Raw genomic sequence first — 15,191 nt, 5'->3', positions numbered from 1 at the left:
GCGGGCCGAGGGCGACGGCCCTACTGCGCGGGCGCCGCGATCTCCCGGCTGCTCAGGGCGGTCTGCATGATGCCCAGGATGTTCTCCGGCTGGCGCGCGTCGTAGGCCTGCCCGTCCGGCACGGCCTTGGCGATGCGCTGCAGCGCCGCGAGGTCGGCGTCCTCGCTGATCGCGATGAGCACGAGCCGCACCGGCCGCGAGCTGTCCTTGCCGACCTGCCGCAGGTTGGCGACGAGCTGCGCCTCGCTCATGGAGCCGGGGTCCTCGTTCTTGCCGTCCGTCAGCAGCACGAGCGCGTTGGCGTAGTCCGGCTGGTAGGTGCGCTGCAGCTGCTGGTAGCCGGCCCAGATCGTGTCGTGGACCGCCGTCCCGTTGGCGCGCTGCCACTGCAGGCTCATGGCGGACCGCGCGAGGGCCTGGCGCTGGGTGACGGGGCCGACCTTGTCGTCGACGCGCCGGATCGGGACGCGCTCGACCCAGTCCCTGGGCTGCGAGCCGTGGGCGAGGTCGAAGGTCCACAGCCCGATCTCGCTGCTCGGCGGGAACTTCTCGAGCGCCTTGAGCGCCGCACCGGACGCGAGCTGGAGGCGGTTCATGCCGGGGATGGCCGGCTTCTTCATCGACTCGGAGGTGTCGATGACCGCCAGCATGCGGGTCTGCCGGGACATGGTCACCCAGGTGCGCAGCGCGGTGTCCGCGTCGGTGGCGCGGGGTGTCCCGATGACCTTGGGCAAGGTGGCGGGCACGCCCTGAAGGTCCGGGCCCTCGGACGCGCCGACCCGGAAGCCCGCCCTGCGCAGGGCATCGACGGACTGGGCGTCCGCGAGGGCGTCGCGCAGCTTGGCGACAGAGTCGTCCGAGGGCGCGTTGGCGCCGGCGACCGTCACGACCCGGTAGTCCAGCTGGGGGGTGGCGTCGCTGGGTGTCATCGCCCGGAGCGGAGTCTTGGGGTTGGTCTGGTTGAGGTGCGCGAGCTGCTGCTCGGAGGTGGGGAAGGCCGGCGCGGCGACCGCTTGCGTCAGGGCCTGGCGCCGCAGGCTTCCCTCGTCGGTCGTGCTGCGGGACAGGGTGAGCAGCAGGCCCTGCAGGGCCCGGGTGTCCTGCGGCGAGGAGGCGACGGCCTGCTTGGCACCGAGCAGCGCCAGCAGGGACGAGGTGCTGCGCTCGGGGCTCGCGACCTTGAGCGGCACGGCGTGCTGGGAGATGAGCTGGGACCAGGTGAGCGGCCCGGGGCGGGCCGCGCTGGCGGCGGCTCGAGGTATGGCGAACACGACCGGCGACGTCGCGACGACCGACCCCAGGTCGAGCTTGGTGCTGGGCGCCGCGGACGTGACGCGCTCGGCCCACAGGGTGGAGTCGGGGATCCACACCTGCGTGCGGTCGTCGTCCCCGCTCATGAGGGCGGACGCGGTCACCGACGAGCTCTGCACGTCCACGGTGTAGTCGATGCAGTCGTCGCCGCGGGTCTCCTCCCGCTGGACCACCTGACCGAGGACGGGCGCGAGGTCCTCGGTGGTGGTGATGCGCATGGGCGTGACCGAGGAGCAGGCGGACAGGCCGGTCCGCGGCGACGTCGAGCCAGCCGCGTCATTGCCCCGGGAGTCGTCGTCGACCAGCGCCGCGACGCCCGCGATGCCGACGACGGCAGCGAGGGGGAGCGCGAGGACCGCGGCCTTGGGGATGGTGCGAGGGGCAGAGTGGCGTCCCATGGCCGCAATGTAGCGGAGGGGAGAGGCGACGCCCGGGTTGTGAGGGCTCCGTCACCTGGGTGAAAACCCGTGCGCCGTAACCAAATACTGTGAGTGGCCGACAAAGAGGAATCCGTCACCGTCAGTGACCCGCCGGTCGGTTCGCGACGCTAGAGGATCGGCACCTGGGCGCGGGTGCGCTCCACCAGGTCGAGGTCGAGGTCGGCCACCAGCAGGTCGGGTGCCCCGCCGAGCCTGGCGCGCACCGCGCCCGTCGGGTCCACGACCGCGCTTCGCCCGATCCCGAGCGGCTTGCGGATCGAGTCGGGGCGCCAGGCCTGCCCCGCGGCGACCAGCCAGGCCTGGGAGTCGTGGGCCCGGGCCGCCGTGAGCAGGTCCCACTGCTGCGCCTTGCCCGGGCCGTCGCCCCAGGACGCGGTGAGCGCCACGACCTCCACGCCCGCGCGGCCGAGCTCGGTGAACTGGTCGGGGAAGCGCACGTCGAAGCAGGTCGCCAGACCCACGCGGACCCCGTCCACCTCGACGCTGACGTAGTCGGACCCCGGGGCCACCGTCTCGGACTCCGTCGTGGTGTAGGCGTCGAACAGGTGCACCTTGCGGTAGGTGGCCTCCGCGTGCGGACCCGTGAGCAGCAGGGTGTTGTGGACCCGCCCGTCGTCGGCGGGCTCGAACATCCCTGCCACGACGGTGATCTCGTGCCGACGGGCCGCCTCGCGCAGGGCCTCGGCGAACGGCCCGTCGAGGGGCTCGGCGTGGGGACCCACCGGCACCGCGAAGGTCACCATGGTCGCCTCGGGGAGGACCACCAGCCGGGCACCGGCCTCCGCCGCCTCGGCCACCAGGCGGCAGGCCTGCTCGAGGTTGTGCTGCACGTCGTCGGTGCTGGCGAGCTGGCCGGCCGCGACGCGCCAGCGCCTCACGACGCCGCCAGCCCGGCGAACGCGGCCTCGAAGGCGACGCACGACGTGGGGTCGTAGGGCACGAAACGCACCAGGTCGATGCCGTCCCTGGGGTGGGCCGCGACCGTGCCGAGGGCGATGCGTGCGACGTCGGCGACCTTCCAGCCGTAGGCGCCGGCGCTGACCGCCGGGAAGGCGATGGTGCGGACGCCGAGCTGCTGCGCGACGTCCAGCGCGCGGGTGTAGCAGGAGGCCAGGAGCCGAGGATCGATCTGCCCCTCGTGCCGGTTGGGCCCGACCGTGTGGATGACATAGCGGCACGGCAGGTCACCCGCACCGGTGGCGACGGCATCGCCGACGGGCAGCCCCTCGGGGTAGTCGGTGGCCCGCAGGTGGCGGCACTCCTCCCGCAGGGTCGGCCCCGCGGCGCGGTGGATCGCCCCGTCCACGCCACCACCCCCCATGAGGGAGGAGTTCGCGGCGTTGACGATCGCGTCGACGGCCTGGGTGGTGATGTCGCCCTGGACGATCTCGATGCCAGCCATGCCTCCCAGCCTACGACGCGGGCCGGGCGCCGGCCCTGGAACCACCCGGCCCGCCGGGTGCCGTGACGGCAGCCGCCAGGGCGTTCGTCGCCGTCGTCTGGCACCGGCCTTCGCGCACCAGGCCGTATGTCGGGGAGGGCCGGCGCCCCGGCATACGGCCTGGTCACATGAGCGCGGAGGCGAGCCGGCAGAACCCGTCCGCCACCTGCTCGTGCCAGGGCCGGCGCTTCCACTCGGTGAGCTCCAGCCGGCGCGAGCGGGACCGCAGCTGGTCCTCGAACGCCTCCAGGTCCTCGGCGAACTCGCGACCCTCGACGAGGGCGGACACCTCCAGGTTGAGGGTGAACGACCTCATGTCCAGGTTGGACGACCCGATCACCGAGGTCTGGCCGTCCACGGTGAGGGTCTTGGCGTGCAGGACATAGGGCTGGGGATACATCCAGATCACGACGCCGGCGCCGAGGAGGATCTCGTAGTAGGACCGCTGGGCGTGGTGCACCAGGAACTGGTCCCCCTGCTCGGACACGAACAGCTCCACCTCGAGGCCCTGCTGGGCGGCCGTGGTGACGGCCATCAGCAGCGACTCGTCCGGCACGAAGTAGGGGCTGATCATCCGCACCGACCGCAAGGCGTTGTAGATGAGGGAGTTGAAGAGCTTGAGGTTGTTCTCGGCGTCGAAGCCCGGGCCGCTCGGCACGCACTGGGCGTAGAGGTCGCCGGTGACCCGGGCCTGCGGGAGGCCCTGCGCCGCGCCGACGTCGAGGAGCTCGTCCGTCTCGGAGTACCAGTCCGTGCGGAAGACGGCGTCCAGCTCGAGGACCACCGGGCCGGTGAAGCGCGCCATGATGTCGATCCACTCGCGCCCCAGGCGGCGGTTGCGCCGCTTGCCGTAGCGCGCGTCGATGAGGTTCTGCGAGCCGATGTAGCCCGCGACGCCGTCGATGATGAGCAGCTTGCGGTGGTTGCGCAGGTCGGGTCGCAGGATCTCGCGCTTGAACGGGGTGAACGGCAGCATGCGCGCCCATTGCGCGCCCATGGCGTCGAGCCGCTTGATGGTCCGGCGGTAGCCGGGGATCCGCAGGGACGCGAGGTGGTCGAACAGGACGCGCACCTCCACGCCGCGGGCGACGGCTCGTTCGAGGGCGTCGAAGACCGGGGCGGTGGTCCGGTCCAGGCTCAGGATGTAGAACTCCGCGTGGACGTACTCGCGGGCCAGGTCGATCTCCTCGGCCATCATCCCCAGCGAGCGGACGTAGTCCGTCTCGACGGTGGCGTCCGACCCCGCGACCATCGGCATGGCCCCGAGCCGGCGGTTCATGCGGGCGACGGGCTCGAGCCAGGGGGGCGCGGAGTCCGGCCCCTGCGTGTCCATGTCGGCCGTCCGCTGCAGGATCACCTCCGACACCCGGCGCTGCTTGTTGCGGCGACGGCGCGGCAGCTTGGGCGACCCGATCACGATGAACGCGATCAGGCCGAGGAAGGGGATGAAGAAGATCGCGAGGAGCCAGGCGACGGCGCTGGACGGGCGCCGGTTGTTGGAGACCACGGAGGCCGCCACGACGCGGAACGCGAGGTCGAGCAGGATCAGCAGCTCGACGCCCACGTTGCCCCAGGTCGGGGGCCAGTCGAACCACCCGAACCAGCCGAACCACCAGTCCATGCTCACCTCCTCCCGGCGCGCGGCCACCTCCTGTGCCGAGTCTGGCACGCGTGGTGGCGGGAGGTGGGGGACGGCCTCAGCGCGTCACGGCTCGCGGTGGTGACGGGCCTCGTCGAGGTCGACGGGCCAGCCGCCCTCGCGCAGGCGCTCCCCGACGCGGGTCATCTCCTCGTCGGTGGGCAGGTCGTCGGTGACCTTGATGATGCCGACGCCGACGTCGACCTTGTCCGCGGGCACCAGCCCGCTGCGGACCAGCTCCTGCCCGAGCTCGTCCACCTCCTCGTCGGTGAGGCGACGGCGCAGGAGGGCGAGCAGGGGCTGGTAGTCGGTGTCGGGAACGCCGTTGGGGTAGCCGGCGCGCAGCCAGTTGAGCGCGCGCTCGATGAAGGAGTTCATGGACCTGGTCCTCGGGGCTCGGAGGGACCTCCAGTATGCCTTCAGGCGCCGCTCGGGGTGGGGTTGTCGGCATCCCTCGTCGGCGCCTCGTCCGGGCTGGTGACATCGCCGGCGGGGGCCGCCGGCTCGACGGGCGCGGACGCCGTCGCCAGCGGCCACCCGCCGGCGGCCAGACGCCCGGCGACCCGGGCGACGTCCTCCTCGGAGGGCCTCTCCAGGGCCGAGCGGCGGATCTGGTCCGCGATCTGATCGCGGCTGATCTCGTCCTCCGGCACCCCGCGCGAGCGGCGCAGGGCGACCGCGATCTCGGTGACCTCGGTCTCGGTGAGGTCGCGGTGCAGGATGCCGTAGAGGGCGACGTAGTCGCTCTGCGGCACCCCGTGGGGGTAGCCGCCGCGCAGCCAGGTCAGCAGACGGGCGAAGGGGTTGTCCGTCATGGCCGTCAGTGCTTGTCGACGATGGTCGGGTAGACGTGCTCGAAGCTGACGGCCTTGCCGAAGCCCGACGCCACGATGATCGTGATGCCGAGCAGGATGGCCGCCGCCACCAGAGCGAAGCACAGGATGCCGATGACGCGCCCCGCCGGGTGCGGGCGGGCCGTGCTGTCGATCTCGGCGGACCCCCCGACACCGTAGGCCATGGACCTGATGCCCAGGGCGAACAGCGCGGGCAGGCCGGCGCCGAGGACGAGACCGACGGCGAGGACCTTCCAGGCCGCGTCGATCAGGAGGGTGAGGTTCTGGGTCATCTGGGCAGTCCTCTCAGCGGCCGGACCGCGACGAGGCGGCCATGGCGTCGGCGGTCTCGGCGGGGACCCCCGAGGCGTCCCAGTCGTCGTTGACGTTGTTGTGGTCGACCGGGGCCTGGCGAGAGCGGTGGTACATGTAGCCGGACAGCAGGCACAGGACCGCAAAGATCGTGATGACCCCGGCCAGCCCGCCGACCGTGTGGCCGACGAACCACATGACGGCACCAACCAGCGCAGCGGCGGGCAGCGTGATGAACCAGGCCGCGACCATACGGGCGGCGACGCCCCAGCGGACCTCGGCGCCCTTCTTGCCGATGCCGGTGCCGAGGATCGAGCCCGTGGCGACGTGGGTCGTCGACAGCGCGAAGCCGAGGTGGCTGGAGGTGAGGATGACGGCGGCCGAGGCGGACTCGGCGGCCATGCCCTGCGGGGAGGCGATCTCGACCAGGCCCTTGCCGAGCGTGCGGATGATCCGCCAGCCGCCGAGGTAGGTGCCGAGGGCGATGGCCAGGGCGCACGAGAGCTTGACCCAGAACGGCACGGAGTGGGTGTCGGTGTGGGAGCCGTAGGCGATGAGGGCGAGGGTGATGACACCCATCGTCTTCTGCGCGTCGTTGGTGCCGTGGGCCAGGGAGACCAGCGAGGCGGAGCCGATCTGGCCCCAGCGGAAGCCGGACTCCTTCCACCGCTCGTTGACGCCCTCGGTGATCTTGTAGATCAGCCAGGTGCCGGCCGCGGCGACGACGGCGGCGATCACGGGCGACAGGAGCGCGGGCATGATCACCTTGCCGAGGACGCCGTCCAGCTTGCTGCCGTCGCCGTTCCACTTGACGCCGGCCCAGCCGATGCCGGCGATCGTCGACCCGATCAGGCCGCCGAAGAGCGCGTGCGACGAGCTGGACGGCAGGCCGAGGAGCCAGGTCAGGAGGTTCCAGACGATGCCGCCGATGAGTCCGGCCAGCACGATCAGCAGGAGCGCCTGGCCGTGGTCGGACACGAGTGACGTGATCGGGGAGCCGTCCTTGTTCTGGATCTTGATGACGGCGTTGGTGACGGTGAGGGCGACCTCCACGCTGAGGAAGGCGCCGATGAGGTTGAGCAGGCCCGAGAGGGCGACCGCGGTCTTGGGCTTGAGGGCGCCGGTCGCGATGGACGTCGCCATCGCGTTGCCGGTGTCGTGGAAGCCGTTGGTGAAGTCGAAGGCGAGGGCCGTCACGACCACCAGCACGAGGAGGATGAGGGATACGTCCACGACAACCATTGTGAGGTGCGCGCGAGGGGTGGGGAACGCCGACGATGGATCTCCGTCACCGCGTCGCCGACTGTTAACCCGGGCGTCGTCCGTCGTTGCCCCCGAAGGGACGATTGGTGATGGACCGGTCACGGAAAGCATCTCTGGGAGGTGATCCAGTGTGGTGCATCTCACAGCTGTGAACGTTCATGATGGGGTCGGGCCCAGGTCGACCACGTGGGTTGAGCGGAATAGACTCAACTTTGCTGAGGTTGATATCTGTGAGGCCGGGCCGTCCGGCATACCACCCGAGGAGTCGCCCCATGGAGCTGACCACCAAGTCGGCCGAGGCCGTCAACGCGGCCGTGCACGACGCCACCGCAGCGCACCACGCGCAGGTGGAGCCCGCCCACCTCCTGCTCGCCCTGCTGGGCCAGCAGGAGACGACCACCGCGCCGCTGATCTCCGCGTCCGGCGCAGACCCGCAGGAGGTGGGCCGGGCCGCCGCCCAGGCGCTCGCCGGCCTGCCGACCGTGTCCGGGTCCACCAGCACACCCGGTGCCTCGCAGGCCACCGCGTCCGTCCTGCAGCAGGCCGGCAACGCCGCCGCCGCGATGGGGGACACCTACATCTCGACCGACCACCTGCTCGCCGCGCTGGCACGCGCCGGCCGGTTCGGCCTCGACCCGGACGCCCTCGAGGCGCAGATCCCGCAGGTCCGCGGCGGCCGCAAGGTCACGTCCGCGACCCCCGAGGGCACCTTCGAGGCGCTCGACAAGTACGGCACCGACCTCACCGCGATCGCGCGTGACGGCAAGCTCGACCCGGTCATCGGCCGCGACTCCGAGATCCGCCGCGTGGTGCAGGTGCTGTCCCGCCGCACCAAGAACAACCCCGTCCTCATCGGCGAGCCCGGCGTCGGCAAGACCGCCGTCGTCGAGGGCCTGGCCCAGCGGATCGTGGCGGGCGACGTGCCCGAGAGCCTGCGCGGCAAGCGGCTGATCTCCTTGGACCTCGGGGCCATGGTCGCCGGCGCGAAGTACCGCGGCGAGTTCGAGGAGCGCCTCAAGGCCGTCCTGGACGAGATCCGCTCCGCCGAGGGCGAGGTCGTCACGTTCATCGACGAGATCCACACCATCGTGGGCGCGGGTGCGTCCGGCGACTCCTCCATGGACGCAGGCAACATGCTGAAGCCCCTCCTGGCCCGTGGCGAGCTGCGCCTGATCGGCGCGACCACCCTGGACGAGTACCGCGAGAACATCGAGAAGGACTCGGCCCTGGAGCGTCGCTTCCAGCAGGTCTTCGTCGGGGAGCCCTCCGTCGAGGACACCATCGCCATCCTGCGCGGCCTCAAGGAGCGCTACGAGGCGCACCACAAGGTCGCCATCGCCGACTCCGCCCTCGTCGCCGCCGCCAGCCTGTCCGACCGCTACATCACCGGCCGGCAGCTGCCCGACAAGGCCATCGACCTCGTCGACGAGGCCGCGTCCCGGCTGCGCATGGAGATCGACTCCTCCCCGGTCGAGATCGACGAGCTGCGCCGTCAGGTCGACCGGCTGCGCATGGAGGAGCTGCACCTCGCCAAGGAGTCCGACGAGGCGTCGCGCGAGCGGCTCGACCGCCTGCAGCGCGAGATCGCGGACCGCAGCGAGGAGCTCGATGCCCTGACCGCGCGGTGGGAGGCCGAGAAGGCCGGACTCAACAAGGTCGGTGACCTCAAGGCCCGCCTCGACGAGGCCCGTTCGCGGGCCGAGGTGCTCGTGCGCGAGGGACGTCTCGACGAGGCCGCGCCGATCATGTATGGCGAGATCCCCGCCCTCCAGCGCGAGGTCGAGGCCGCCCAGGCCGCCGAGTCCGAGGCCGCGTCCTCCGCGGCCACCGTCGGCGCGCCGATGGTCCAGGAGCAGGTCGACGCCGACGCCATCGCCGACGTCATCTCCGCCTGGACCGGCATCCCCGCCGGGCGCCTGCTCGAGGGTGAGACCGACAAGCTCCTGCACATGGAGGAGGTCATCGGACGCCGCCTGATCGGTCAGACCGCCGCCGTCCAGGCCGTCTCCGACGCGGTGCGGCGCTCGCGGGCCGGGGTCGCCGACCCCAATCGCCCGACCGGGTCCTTCCTCTTCCTCGGGCCCACCGGTGTGGGCAAGACCGAGCTCGCCAAGTCGCTCGCGGACTTCCTCTTCGACGACGAGCGCGCCATGGTGCGGATCGACATGTCGGAGTACTCCGAGCGGCACTCCGTCGCCCGGCTGGTCGGCGCCCCTCCCGGCTACGTCGGCTACGAGGAGGGCGGGCAGCTCACGGAGGCCGTCCGGCGTCGCCCCTACAGCGTCGTCCTGCTCGACGAGGTCGAGAAGGCCCACCCGGAGACCTTCGACATCCTGCTGCAGGTCCTCGACGACGGTCGGCTGACCGACGGCCAGGGCCGGACGGTGGACTTCCGCAACGTGATCCTGGTGATGACCTCCAACCTCGGCTCGCAGTTCCTCGTCGACCCGACGATGGACGACGCCGCCAAGCGCGATGCGGTCATGCAGACGGTCCGCTCGGCGTTCAAGCCGGAGTTCCTCAACCGCCTGGACGAGACCGTCATCTTCGACCCGCTGTCGATGGACGAGCTCGGCCACATCGTCGGCCTGCAGGTCGACGAGATGGCGCGTCGCCTCTCCGACCGCCGGATCACCCTCGAGGTGACCGACGCGGCCCGCGAGTGGCTCGCGCTCACCGGCTATGACCCGGCGTACGGCGCCCGACCGCTGCGCCGGCTCGTGCAGCGCGAGATCGGCGACCGGCTGGCCAAGGCTCTGCTGGCGGGGGAGATCCGCGACGGCCAGACCGTCGTGGTCGACCGCGACGGTGACGCCGACGCGCTGACCCTGCGCTGACGTCTCGCACTGGACAGGCCCCGGACCCCCGGTCCGGGGCCTGTCGGCGCGCGGCGGTGGCGCTGCTGGCGGGCACTCGTGGCGAGGGGCGCTGACGGTGGGTGAGGGTCCTGGCGGATGGGCGTCGTGGAACGGCACCCTCGAGCCACCGCTGCGTGGCGGCCCCTGGGGAGCTCAAAAGATCGGCAGCCAGGCGCCCGCCCGGTCCTGGAAGGTCTGGGGATCCCACGACCCCGCGCCCTCGGGGATGCGACCGAGGAGAGGGGCACCGGTCACCTCGGGGAGGTCCTCGAGGTTGAACGTCATCGCCAGGTCGGGGTCCTCGGGCCATGACCCGATGACGAAGCCCAGGCAGTCCAGGCCTCGCAGCTGCAGCGCCTCGGCCGTCAGGGCCGAGTGGTTGAGCGTGCCGAGGCCGGCGGCGGCCACCACGACGACGCCCACCCGCAGGCCGAGCTCCTGCACGGACAGGGCGAGGTCGGCGAGGGTGCCGCCCGCGAGGTCGAGCCGCACGAGCAGCCCACCGGTGCCCTCGACCAGGACGAGGTCGACGTCCTCGCGCCGCGCCACCTGGGCGGCCTGCGAGGCCAGCACGGGCACGGGCGGGATCGAGACCCCGGCCCGACGCGCGGCGGCGTCCGGCGCGAGCGGATCGGGCAGCCGCACCAGCTCGTGGGTCTGGACGTCCCCGGCCAGCTGGCGCACCTGCGCGAGGTCTCCGTCCTCGCCTGGACCGACGCCCGTCTGGCAGGGCTTGACCACGGCGACGCGCAGCCCCTGGTCGCGGAAGCCGACGGCGAGGGCGGCGGTCGCGACGGTCTTGCCGACGTCGGGGCCCGTGCCCGTGACGACGATGACGGGTGCGGTGGTCTCGGTGCTCATGTCCCCAGCCTCTCAGCCGTGGACCAGGGCGGGGGGACTCCACCAGGGCGCGCGTGATGGTGGCGACGTCGGCGTCGGTGCACGCGTACGGCGGCATCGTGTAGGCGAGGTCGCGGAACGGCCGCACCCACAAACCCCGGTCGAGGGCCGCGCGGGTCACCTCGGCCACCCGGACGGGCTCGTCCAGCTGTATGACGCCCACCCGCGGGCCTCGAGCAGGTCCCACGAGGCGAGGGCGATCGCGCAGGCCAGGGGGTTGCCCATGAACGTCGGCCCGTGCATCAGCGTTCGTGGGGCCGAGTCCTTGACTGCCACCGAGTGCGTCGAGCTCGTCCGGCTCTCCCGGGTGAGCGTTCGTCGTCATCTCGAGCACCTCGCAGACTCCGGCCAGGCGACGGTCGCACTCCGCTACGGCTCGACAGGCAGACCGGAGCGGCGATACACCTGGGCTCTCTGAGCGTCCTTCCCGCAGCCTCGACTCAGACCGGCCAGGTCTCCCGGCGCCAGGCGGCGTCCCAGAACATCCACTCGTAGCGCGCCGCCGTGGAGTACGCCTCGTGCATCCGCTGCACGGTGGAGTCGTCAGCGCCCTCGGCGCAGCGGTCCACGATCGCCTTGGCCCGCTCCACCGAGGCGGCGAACTCCGCGTCGGAGTACATCCCGATCCAGTCGCCGTAGGCGTGCCCGTCGAGCGCCCCGGCCTGCCGCAGCAGGTGGTCGCCCACGTCCTGGTAGATCCAGAAGCAGGGGAGCACGCCGGCCGCGGCCACGGCATACGAACCCTGGGTGGTGAGCGAGGCGAGATAGGACGTGTAGGCCAGGCACGTGGGGGAGCGGCGCGCCGCGGCGAGGTCGGCGACGTGGGCGCCGTGCAGCTCCCGCTCGACGACGACGGTGGTGCGCGCGGACTCGGCCCAGAAGAGCATCTCGTCCGGGTCGGTCGCCTGGCTCGCGAGCGCGGCCAGCACCCGGCCGTAGTCCGCGAGGTAGAGCGCGTCCTGGGCCATGTAGTAGGTGAAGCGCTCGCGGTCGAGGGTCCCGTCGGCCAGCCCCTGCACGAAGGGCAGCTCGTCGATGGCGGTCCGGACGCCCGCCGTGCGGGTCCAGGCGTCGGTGGTGAAGGTCATGCTCGGCTCCAGACGTCGTGGAAGTGGTGGACCGGTCCGTGCCCGTGGCCGACGTGCAGCTCGTCGGCGTGGCGCAACGCCTCGGTGAGCCAGGACTTGGCGTCCCGGCAGGTCGTCTCCCAGTCGGGGCGGCGGGGGCGCAGCGCCGCCAGGGCGGAGGACAGCGTGCAGCCGGTGCCGTGGGTGTGCCGGGTCGGCACCCGCTCGGCCGTGATCAGCACGTGACCGTGGGTGTCGGCGAGGACGTCGGTGGCCTGCTCGGTGCCGGTGTGGTGACCGCCCTTGACGTAGGCGCGGCGCGCCCCGGCGGTGACGAGGGCCCGCGCCTGCTCGACCATCTCGTCGACGGTGGTCGCCGGCTCGGCGTCCAGGAGCACCGCGGCCTCGGGCAGGTTGGGGGTGATGATGCTCGCGAGTGGCACGAGCTCGCGGACGGCGGCGACGGCGGACTCGTCGAGCAGCCGGTCCCCGCTGGTGGCCACCATGACGGGGTCGAGGACGATCGGCAGCTCGTCGTCCTCCTCGGCCCTCAGCCGCCCCAGCACGCGACCGACCGCCCGGGTGACGTCCGCGTCGGCGAGCATGCCGATCTTGACGGCGTCGGGGGTGATGTCGCCGAGCAGGGTCTCCAGCTGCTGCGTCACGAAGTCGGCGGGCACCGCGTGCACCCCCGTCACGCCCTGGGTGGACTGGGCGGTCAGGGCTGTGATGACGCACATGCCGTAGGCGCCGAGCGCGCTGAAGGTCTTGAGGTCGGCCTGGATCCCGGCGCCCCCGGAGGGGTCGCTCCCGGCGATGGACAGGGCCGTGGGGGGCGGGCTGGGGGGCGTGTTCATCGGGCCTTCTCGTTGGTCGGCTCGGGCGAGTCGGTCGGCTCGCTCGGCTCGGTCGTATGCCGTTCCGCCGCCTCCCGCCACCGGGCCAGCAGCGTAGCCGCAGCCTCGCGGGGGTCGGGCGCGGCGCAGATGGCGCTGACCACCGCGGCGCCGTCGACGCCGGTGGCGGGCAGCTGGTGGATGCGGTCGATGCCGATCCCGCCGATGGCCACCGTCGGCCACGGGCTCGCCGCGACGAGGGCGGCGATGCCCTCTGGCCCCGCGGGCGTGGCGGCGTCGGGCTTGGTGCTCTGCTCCCACACCGGCCCCAGCCCGAGGTAGTCCAGCGTGCCCGCGGGCAGGGACCGGGCTGCCTCCACGTGGGCGAGGGTCTGGCAGGACAGGCCGAGGACCTTGTCGGGGCCGAGGAGCGCGCGGGCTCGCTCGGGCGGCAGGTCGCCCTGGCCGACGTGGGCTCCCGCGGCGCCTGCCGCCTCGACGAGGTCGACGCGGTCGTTGATGACGACGGGGACGCCGGTGCCCTCGAGCGCCCGGACGACCGATCGGGTCAGGCGCAGGATGCGCTCGTCGTCGGCGTCCGGATCACGGACCTGCACGAGCGTCGCGCCGCCGTCGACGGCAGCGCGGGCGACCCGCCCGACCTCATCGTCGCCGCCGCACAGGGTGGTGTCGGTGACGAGGTAGAGCGTGAGGTCGAGGTCCCGACCGTCGAGCGCGGCGCGCAGGGGTCCCGTCATGACAGCACCAGGGCGCCGGCCAGCTCGTCCGGGGTGACCAGGCTCAGCTCGTCGAGCAGCCCCACGGCGAAGCTGCCGGGGCCGCGCGACGCCCGGGCCGCTCGCTCGGCCGCCACCGTCAGCAGGGCGGTGGCGCTCGTGGCGGCGAGCAGGGCGTCGTCGCACCCGGCCGCGAAGCCCGCCATCAGGGCACCGAGGGCGCAGCCCACGCCGGTGACCTTGGTCATCACGGGGTCACCGTTGTGCACCCGGACCAGGCGCTCGCCGTCCGTGAGGTGGTCGACGGCGCCGCTGACCGCCACGACGGTGCCGCGGGAGGTGGCGAGCTCGCGGGCGCGGTCCAGCACCTGCTCGGGCGAGTCGGCGCTGTCGACCCCGCGGCCACCGAGCCCGCCCAGCAGCCCAGCGATCTCGGAGGCGTTGCCGCGCACGATCGCCGGTGGGTGCACGTCCATGAGCGAGACCGCGACCTCGGTGCGCCAGGCCAGGCCCCCGGCGGCGACCGGGTCGAGGACCCAGGGCGTGCCGGCGGCCTGCGCGCCCGTGACGGCGGCCCGCATGCCGGCGGTCGTGTCGTCGTACGGCGTACCGGTGTTGACCAGCACGCCGCCCGCGACCCGGGCGAAGGCGTCCGCCTCGTGCGGGTTGTCCACCATGGCGGGGGCGGCGCCCGCGGCCAGCAGGACGTTGGCCGTCCACTGAGCCACGACGATGTTGGTGAGGCTCTGGACCAGAGGCGTGGTGTCCCTGAGCCGGGCGAGCGCCTCGCCCACCTGGTCGGGGGTGACTGCGGTCACCGGGTCCACGGATGCGTCCGTCATACGACGTCCCTTCGCTAGCACGACCTAGATCAGGTGCGACGGGTGTGATCTCAGCCCGGCCGACGGCCAGGCACCCCGCGTCTGCCTGCACCCTAACGGACCGCGCAAGCGGGGTGATCGCGGGACTGGTCCCGAGGTTGTCCACAGCCCTCGCCGCGGGCACGTGGATCCGCGTCGTCGTCCACAGGACGCCGGGAGGGGGTGGTGGGCGCGGGTGGCCGGTGGCGACGATCGCCGCATGGACATCACACCCAGCACGCACACCCCCGGCACCACCGCCGACGTCCCGCTCAGGCTCGACGAGCTGCTCGACGGTCACTCGATGCGTGACGTCGCCCGCCTGCGGCGGGCGATCCGCGAGACCATGCCCCCTCCCGGACCGCGCGAGCACGACGTCGCGGTCCTCGTCGGGGACCTCAACGGGCACCTCGTCGCCCCGATGTACTTCCGCGACCTGCCGTGGCCCGGCGACCCCGCCCGCATGCACGTGCTCCTCGACGCCGTCGCCGAGGTGGTCGGCGAGCACGGATCGGTCGTCGTGCTCCTCGTGCGCCCCGGACCGGCGCACGCCACCGCGGCCGACCGCACGTGGCAGGAGGTGGCGCAGCGCTGCTGGCAGGCCAGGGGCGTGCTCGACCTGGGGTGCTACGTCCTGGGCAGCCGCGGCGTGGAGCTGCTCCCGAGGCTGGAGGTGGTGGCCTGAGGCTCCCGG

General features: G+C 72.6%; 16 protein-coding genes and 1 riboswitch. Of the genes, 2 read left to right on the top strand and 14 right to left on the bottom strand.

The window, feature by feature from the left end; translation table 11 throughout:
* Positions 1-20 precede the first annotated feature (20 nt).
* The 8 genes from GGG17_RS10860 to GGG17_RS10825 all read right to left on the bottom strand — a co-directional run bounded on the left by GGG17_RS10860 (position 21) and on the right by GGG17_RS10825 (position 7,218).
* A complete protein-coding gene (locus GGG17_RS10860; RefSeq protein ID WP_154593740.1) occupies positions 21-1,709 on the bottom strand; it encodes a VWA domain-containing protein in 1,689 nt (562 codons plus the stop codon).
* Between the two features lie 149 nt (positions 1,710-1,858).
* Entirely contained in the window at positions 1,859-2,629 is a 771-nt protein-coding gene (locus GGG17_RS10855; RefSeq protein ID WP_311966612.1) for a carbon-nitrogen hydrolase family protein, read from the bottom strand.
* Entirely contained in the window at positions 2,626-3,153 is a 528-nt protein-coding gene (locus GGG17_RS10850; protein WP_154593739.1) for an O-acetyl-ADP-ribose deacetylase, read from the bottom strand. The genes GGG17_RS10855 and GGG17_RS10850 overlap by 4 nt, the downstream gene beginning before the upstream one ends.
* A 163-nt stretch (positions 3,154-3,316) precedes the next feature.
* A complete protein-coding gene (gene cls / locus GGG17_RS10845; protein ID WP_154593738.1) occupies positions 3,317-4,813 on the bottom strand; it encodes a cardiolipin synthase in 1,497 nt (498 codons plus the stop codon).
* 84 nt (positions 4,814-4,897) lie between these two features.
* Positions 4,898-5,209, bottom strand: a complete 312-nt coding sequence (locus GGG17_RS10840; RefSeq protein ID WP_154593737.1) for a DUF3349 domain-containing protein — start codon at positions 5,207-5,209, stop codon at positions 4,898-4,900.
* 41 nt (positions 5,210-5,250) lie between these two features.
* Positions 5,251-5,646, bottom strand: a complete 396-nt coding sequence (locus GGG17_RS10835) for a DUF3349 domain-containing protein (protein WP_154593736.1) — start codon at positions 5,644-5,646, stop codon at positions 5,251-5,253.
* A gap of 5 nt (positions 5,647-5,651) precedes the next feature.
* A complete protein-coding gene (locus GGG17_RS10830; RefSeq protein ID WP_154593735.1) occupies positions 5,652-5,957 on the bottom strand; it encodes a hypothetical protein in 306 nt (101 codons plus the stop codon).
* Positions 5,958-5,970: 13 nt separating this feature from the next.
* A complete protein-coding gene (locus GGG17_RS10825; protein WP_154593734.1) occupies positions 5,971-7,218 on the bottom strand; it encodes an inorganic phosphate transporter in 1,248 nt (415 codons plus the stop codon).
* A gap of 293 nt (positions 7,219-7,511) precedes the next feature.
* Here GGG17_RS10825 and clpB point away from each other — a divergent pair, with 293 nt between their 5' ends.
* Positions 7,512-10,076: an ATP-dependent chaperone ClpB gene (clpB, locus tag GGG17_RS10820; RefSeq protein WP_154593733.1), complete on the top strand. Its 2,565-nt coding sequence runs from the start codon at positions 7,512-7,514 to the stop codon at positions 10,074-10,076.
* Between the two features lie 174 nt (positions 10,077-10,250).
* On the opposite strand, the gene bioD is transcribed toward clpB, so the two are convergent.
* The 6 genes from bioD to thiM all read right to left on the bottom strand — a co-directional run bounded on the left by bioD (position 10,251) and on the right by thiM (position 14,479).
* A complete protein-coding gene (gene bioD / locus GGG17_RS10815; protein WP_154593732.1) occupies positions 10,251-10,958 on the bottom strand; it encodes a dethiobiotin synthase in 708 nt (235 codons plus the stop codon).
* Positions 10,959-11,114: 156 nt separating this feature from the next.
* Positions 11,115-11,240, bottom strand: a complete 126-nt coding sequence (locus tag GGG17_RS17355) for a hypothetical protein (protein ID WP_353889952.1) — start codon at positions 11,238-11,240, stop codon at positions 11,115-11,117.
* 197 nt (positions 11,241-11,437) lie between these two features.
* On the bottom strand, positions 11,438-12,085 hold the full coding sequence (tenA, locus tag GGG17_RS10805) for a thiaminase II (RefSeq protein ID WP_154593731.1): 648 nt from the start codon (positions 12,083-12,085) through the stop codon (positions 11,438-11,440).
* On the bottom strand, positions 12,082-12,921 hold the full coding sequence (gene thiD, locus GGG17_RS10800; protein WP_154593730.1) for a bifunctional hydroxymethylpyrimidine kinase/phosphomethylpyrimidine kinase: 840 nt from the start codon (positions 12,919-12,921) through the stop codon (positions 12,082-12,084). The genes tenA and thiD overlap by 4 nt, the downstream gene beginning before the upstream one ends.
* Positions 12,918-13,658 (bottom strand): thiamine phosphate synthase, encoded by a 741-nt coding sequence (gene thiE, locus GGG17_RS10795; protein WP_154593729.1) that lies wholly within the window; start codon positions 13,656-13,658, stop codon positions 12,918-12,920. The genes thiD and thiE overlap by 4 nt, the downstream gene beginning before the upstream one ends.
* Complete coding sequence (gene thiM, locus GGG17_RS10790; RefSeq protein ID WP_154593728.1) at positions 13,655-14,479, bottom strand: hydroxyethylthiazole kinase; 825 nt, start codon at positions 14,477-14,479, stop codon at positions 13,655-13,657. The genes thiE and thiM overlap by 4 nt, the downstream gene beginning before the upstream one ends.
* Positions 14,469-14,567: riboswitch (TPP riboswitch) on the bottom strand. Its footprint overlaps the gene before it by 11 nt.
* 150 nt (positions 14,568-14,717) lie before the next feature.
* On the opposite strand from thiM, the gene GGG17_RS10785 reads away from it, so the two are divergent.
* On the top strand, positions 14,718-15,182 hold the full coding sequence (locus tag GGG17_RS10785) for a hypothetical protein (RefSeq protein ID WP_154593727.1): 465 nt from the start codon (positions 14,718-14,720) through the stop codon (positions 15,180-15,182).
* The last annotated feature ends 9 nt before the right edge of the window (positions 15,183-15,191 follow it).

The sequence above is a fragment of the Arsenicicoccus cauae genome (assembly GCF_009707125.1).
GTDB lineage: Bacteria > Actinomycetota > Actinomycetes > Actinomycetales > Dermatophilaceae > Arsenicicoccus > Arsenicicoccus cauae.
This window is presented reverse-complemented; position numbering and strand designations above follow the sequence as displayed.

Excerpts from the sequence above, each read along its gene's own strand:
- GGG17_RS10860 (WP_154593740.1), bottom strand. The coding sequence starts at position 1,709 with ATGGGACGCCACTCTGCCCCTCGCACCATCCCCAAGGCCGCGGTCCTC.
- GGG17_RS10850 (WP_154593739.1), bottom strand. The coding sequence starts at position 3,153 with ATGGCTGGCATCGAGATCGTCCAGGGCGACATCACCACCCAGGCCGTC.
- cls (WP_154593738.1), bottom strand. The coding sequence starts at position 4,813 with ATGGACTGGTGGTTCGGCTGGTTCGGGTGGTTCGACTGGCCCCCGACC.
- GGG17_RS10840 (WP_154593737.1), bottom strand. The coding sequence starts at position 5,209 with ATGAACTCCTTCATCGAGCGCGCGCTCAACTGGCTGCGCGCCGGCTAC.
- GGG17_RS10835 (WP_154593736.1), bottom strand. The coding sequence starts at position 5,646 with ATGACGGACAACCCCTTCGCCCGTCTGCTGACCTGGCTGCGCGGCGGC.
- GGG17_RS10830 (WP_154593735.1), bottom strand. The coding sequence starts at position 5,957 with ATGACCCAGAACCTCACCCTCCTGATCGACGCGGCCTGGAAGGTCCTC.
- GGG17_RS10825 (WP_154593734.1), bottom strand. The coding sequence starts at position 7,218 with ATGGTTGTCGTGGACGTATCCCTCATCCTCCTCGTGCTGGTGGTCGTG.
- clpB (WP_154593733.1), top strand. The coding sequence starts at position 7,512 with ATGGAGCTGACCACCAAGTCGGCCGAGGCCGTCAACGCGGCCGTGCAC.
- bioD (WP_154593732.1), bottom strand. The coding sequence starts at position 10,958 with ATGAGCACCGAGACCACCGCACCCGTCATCGTCGTCACGGGCACGGGC.
- GGG17_RS17355 (WP_353889952.1), bottom strand. The coding sequence starts at position 11,240 with ATGCACGGGCCGACGTTCATGGGCAACCCCCTGGCCTGCGCGATCGCC.
- tenA (WP_154593731.1), bottom strand. The coding sequence starts at position 12,085 with ATGACCTTCACCACCGACGCCTGGACCCGCACGGCGGGCGTCCGGACC.
- thiD (WP_154593730.1), bottom strand. The coding sequence starts at position 12,921 with ATGAACACGCCCCCCAGCCCGCCCCCCACGGCCCTGTCCATCGCCGGG.
- thiE (WP_154593729.1), bottom strand. The coding sequence starts at position 13,658 with ATGACGGGACCCCTGCGCGCCGCGCTCGACGGTCGGGACCTCGACCTC.
- thiM (WP_154593728.1), bottom strand. The coding sequence starts at position 14,479 with ATGACGGACGCATCCGTGGACCCGGTGACCGCAGTCACCCCCGACCAG.
- GGG17_RS10785 (WP_154593727.1), top strand. The coding sequence starts at position 14,718 with ATGGACATCACACCCAGCACGCACACCCCCGGCACCACCGCCGACGTC.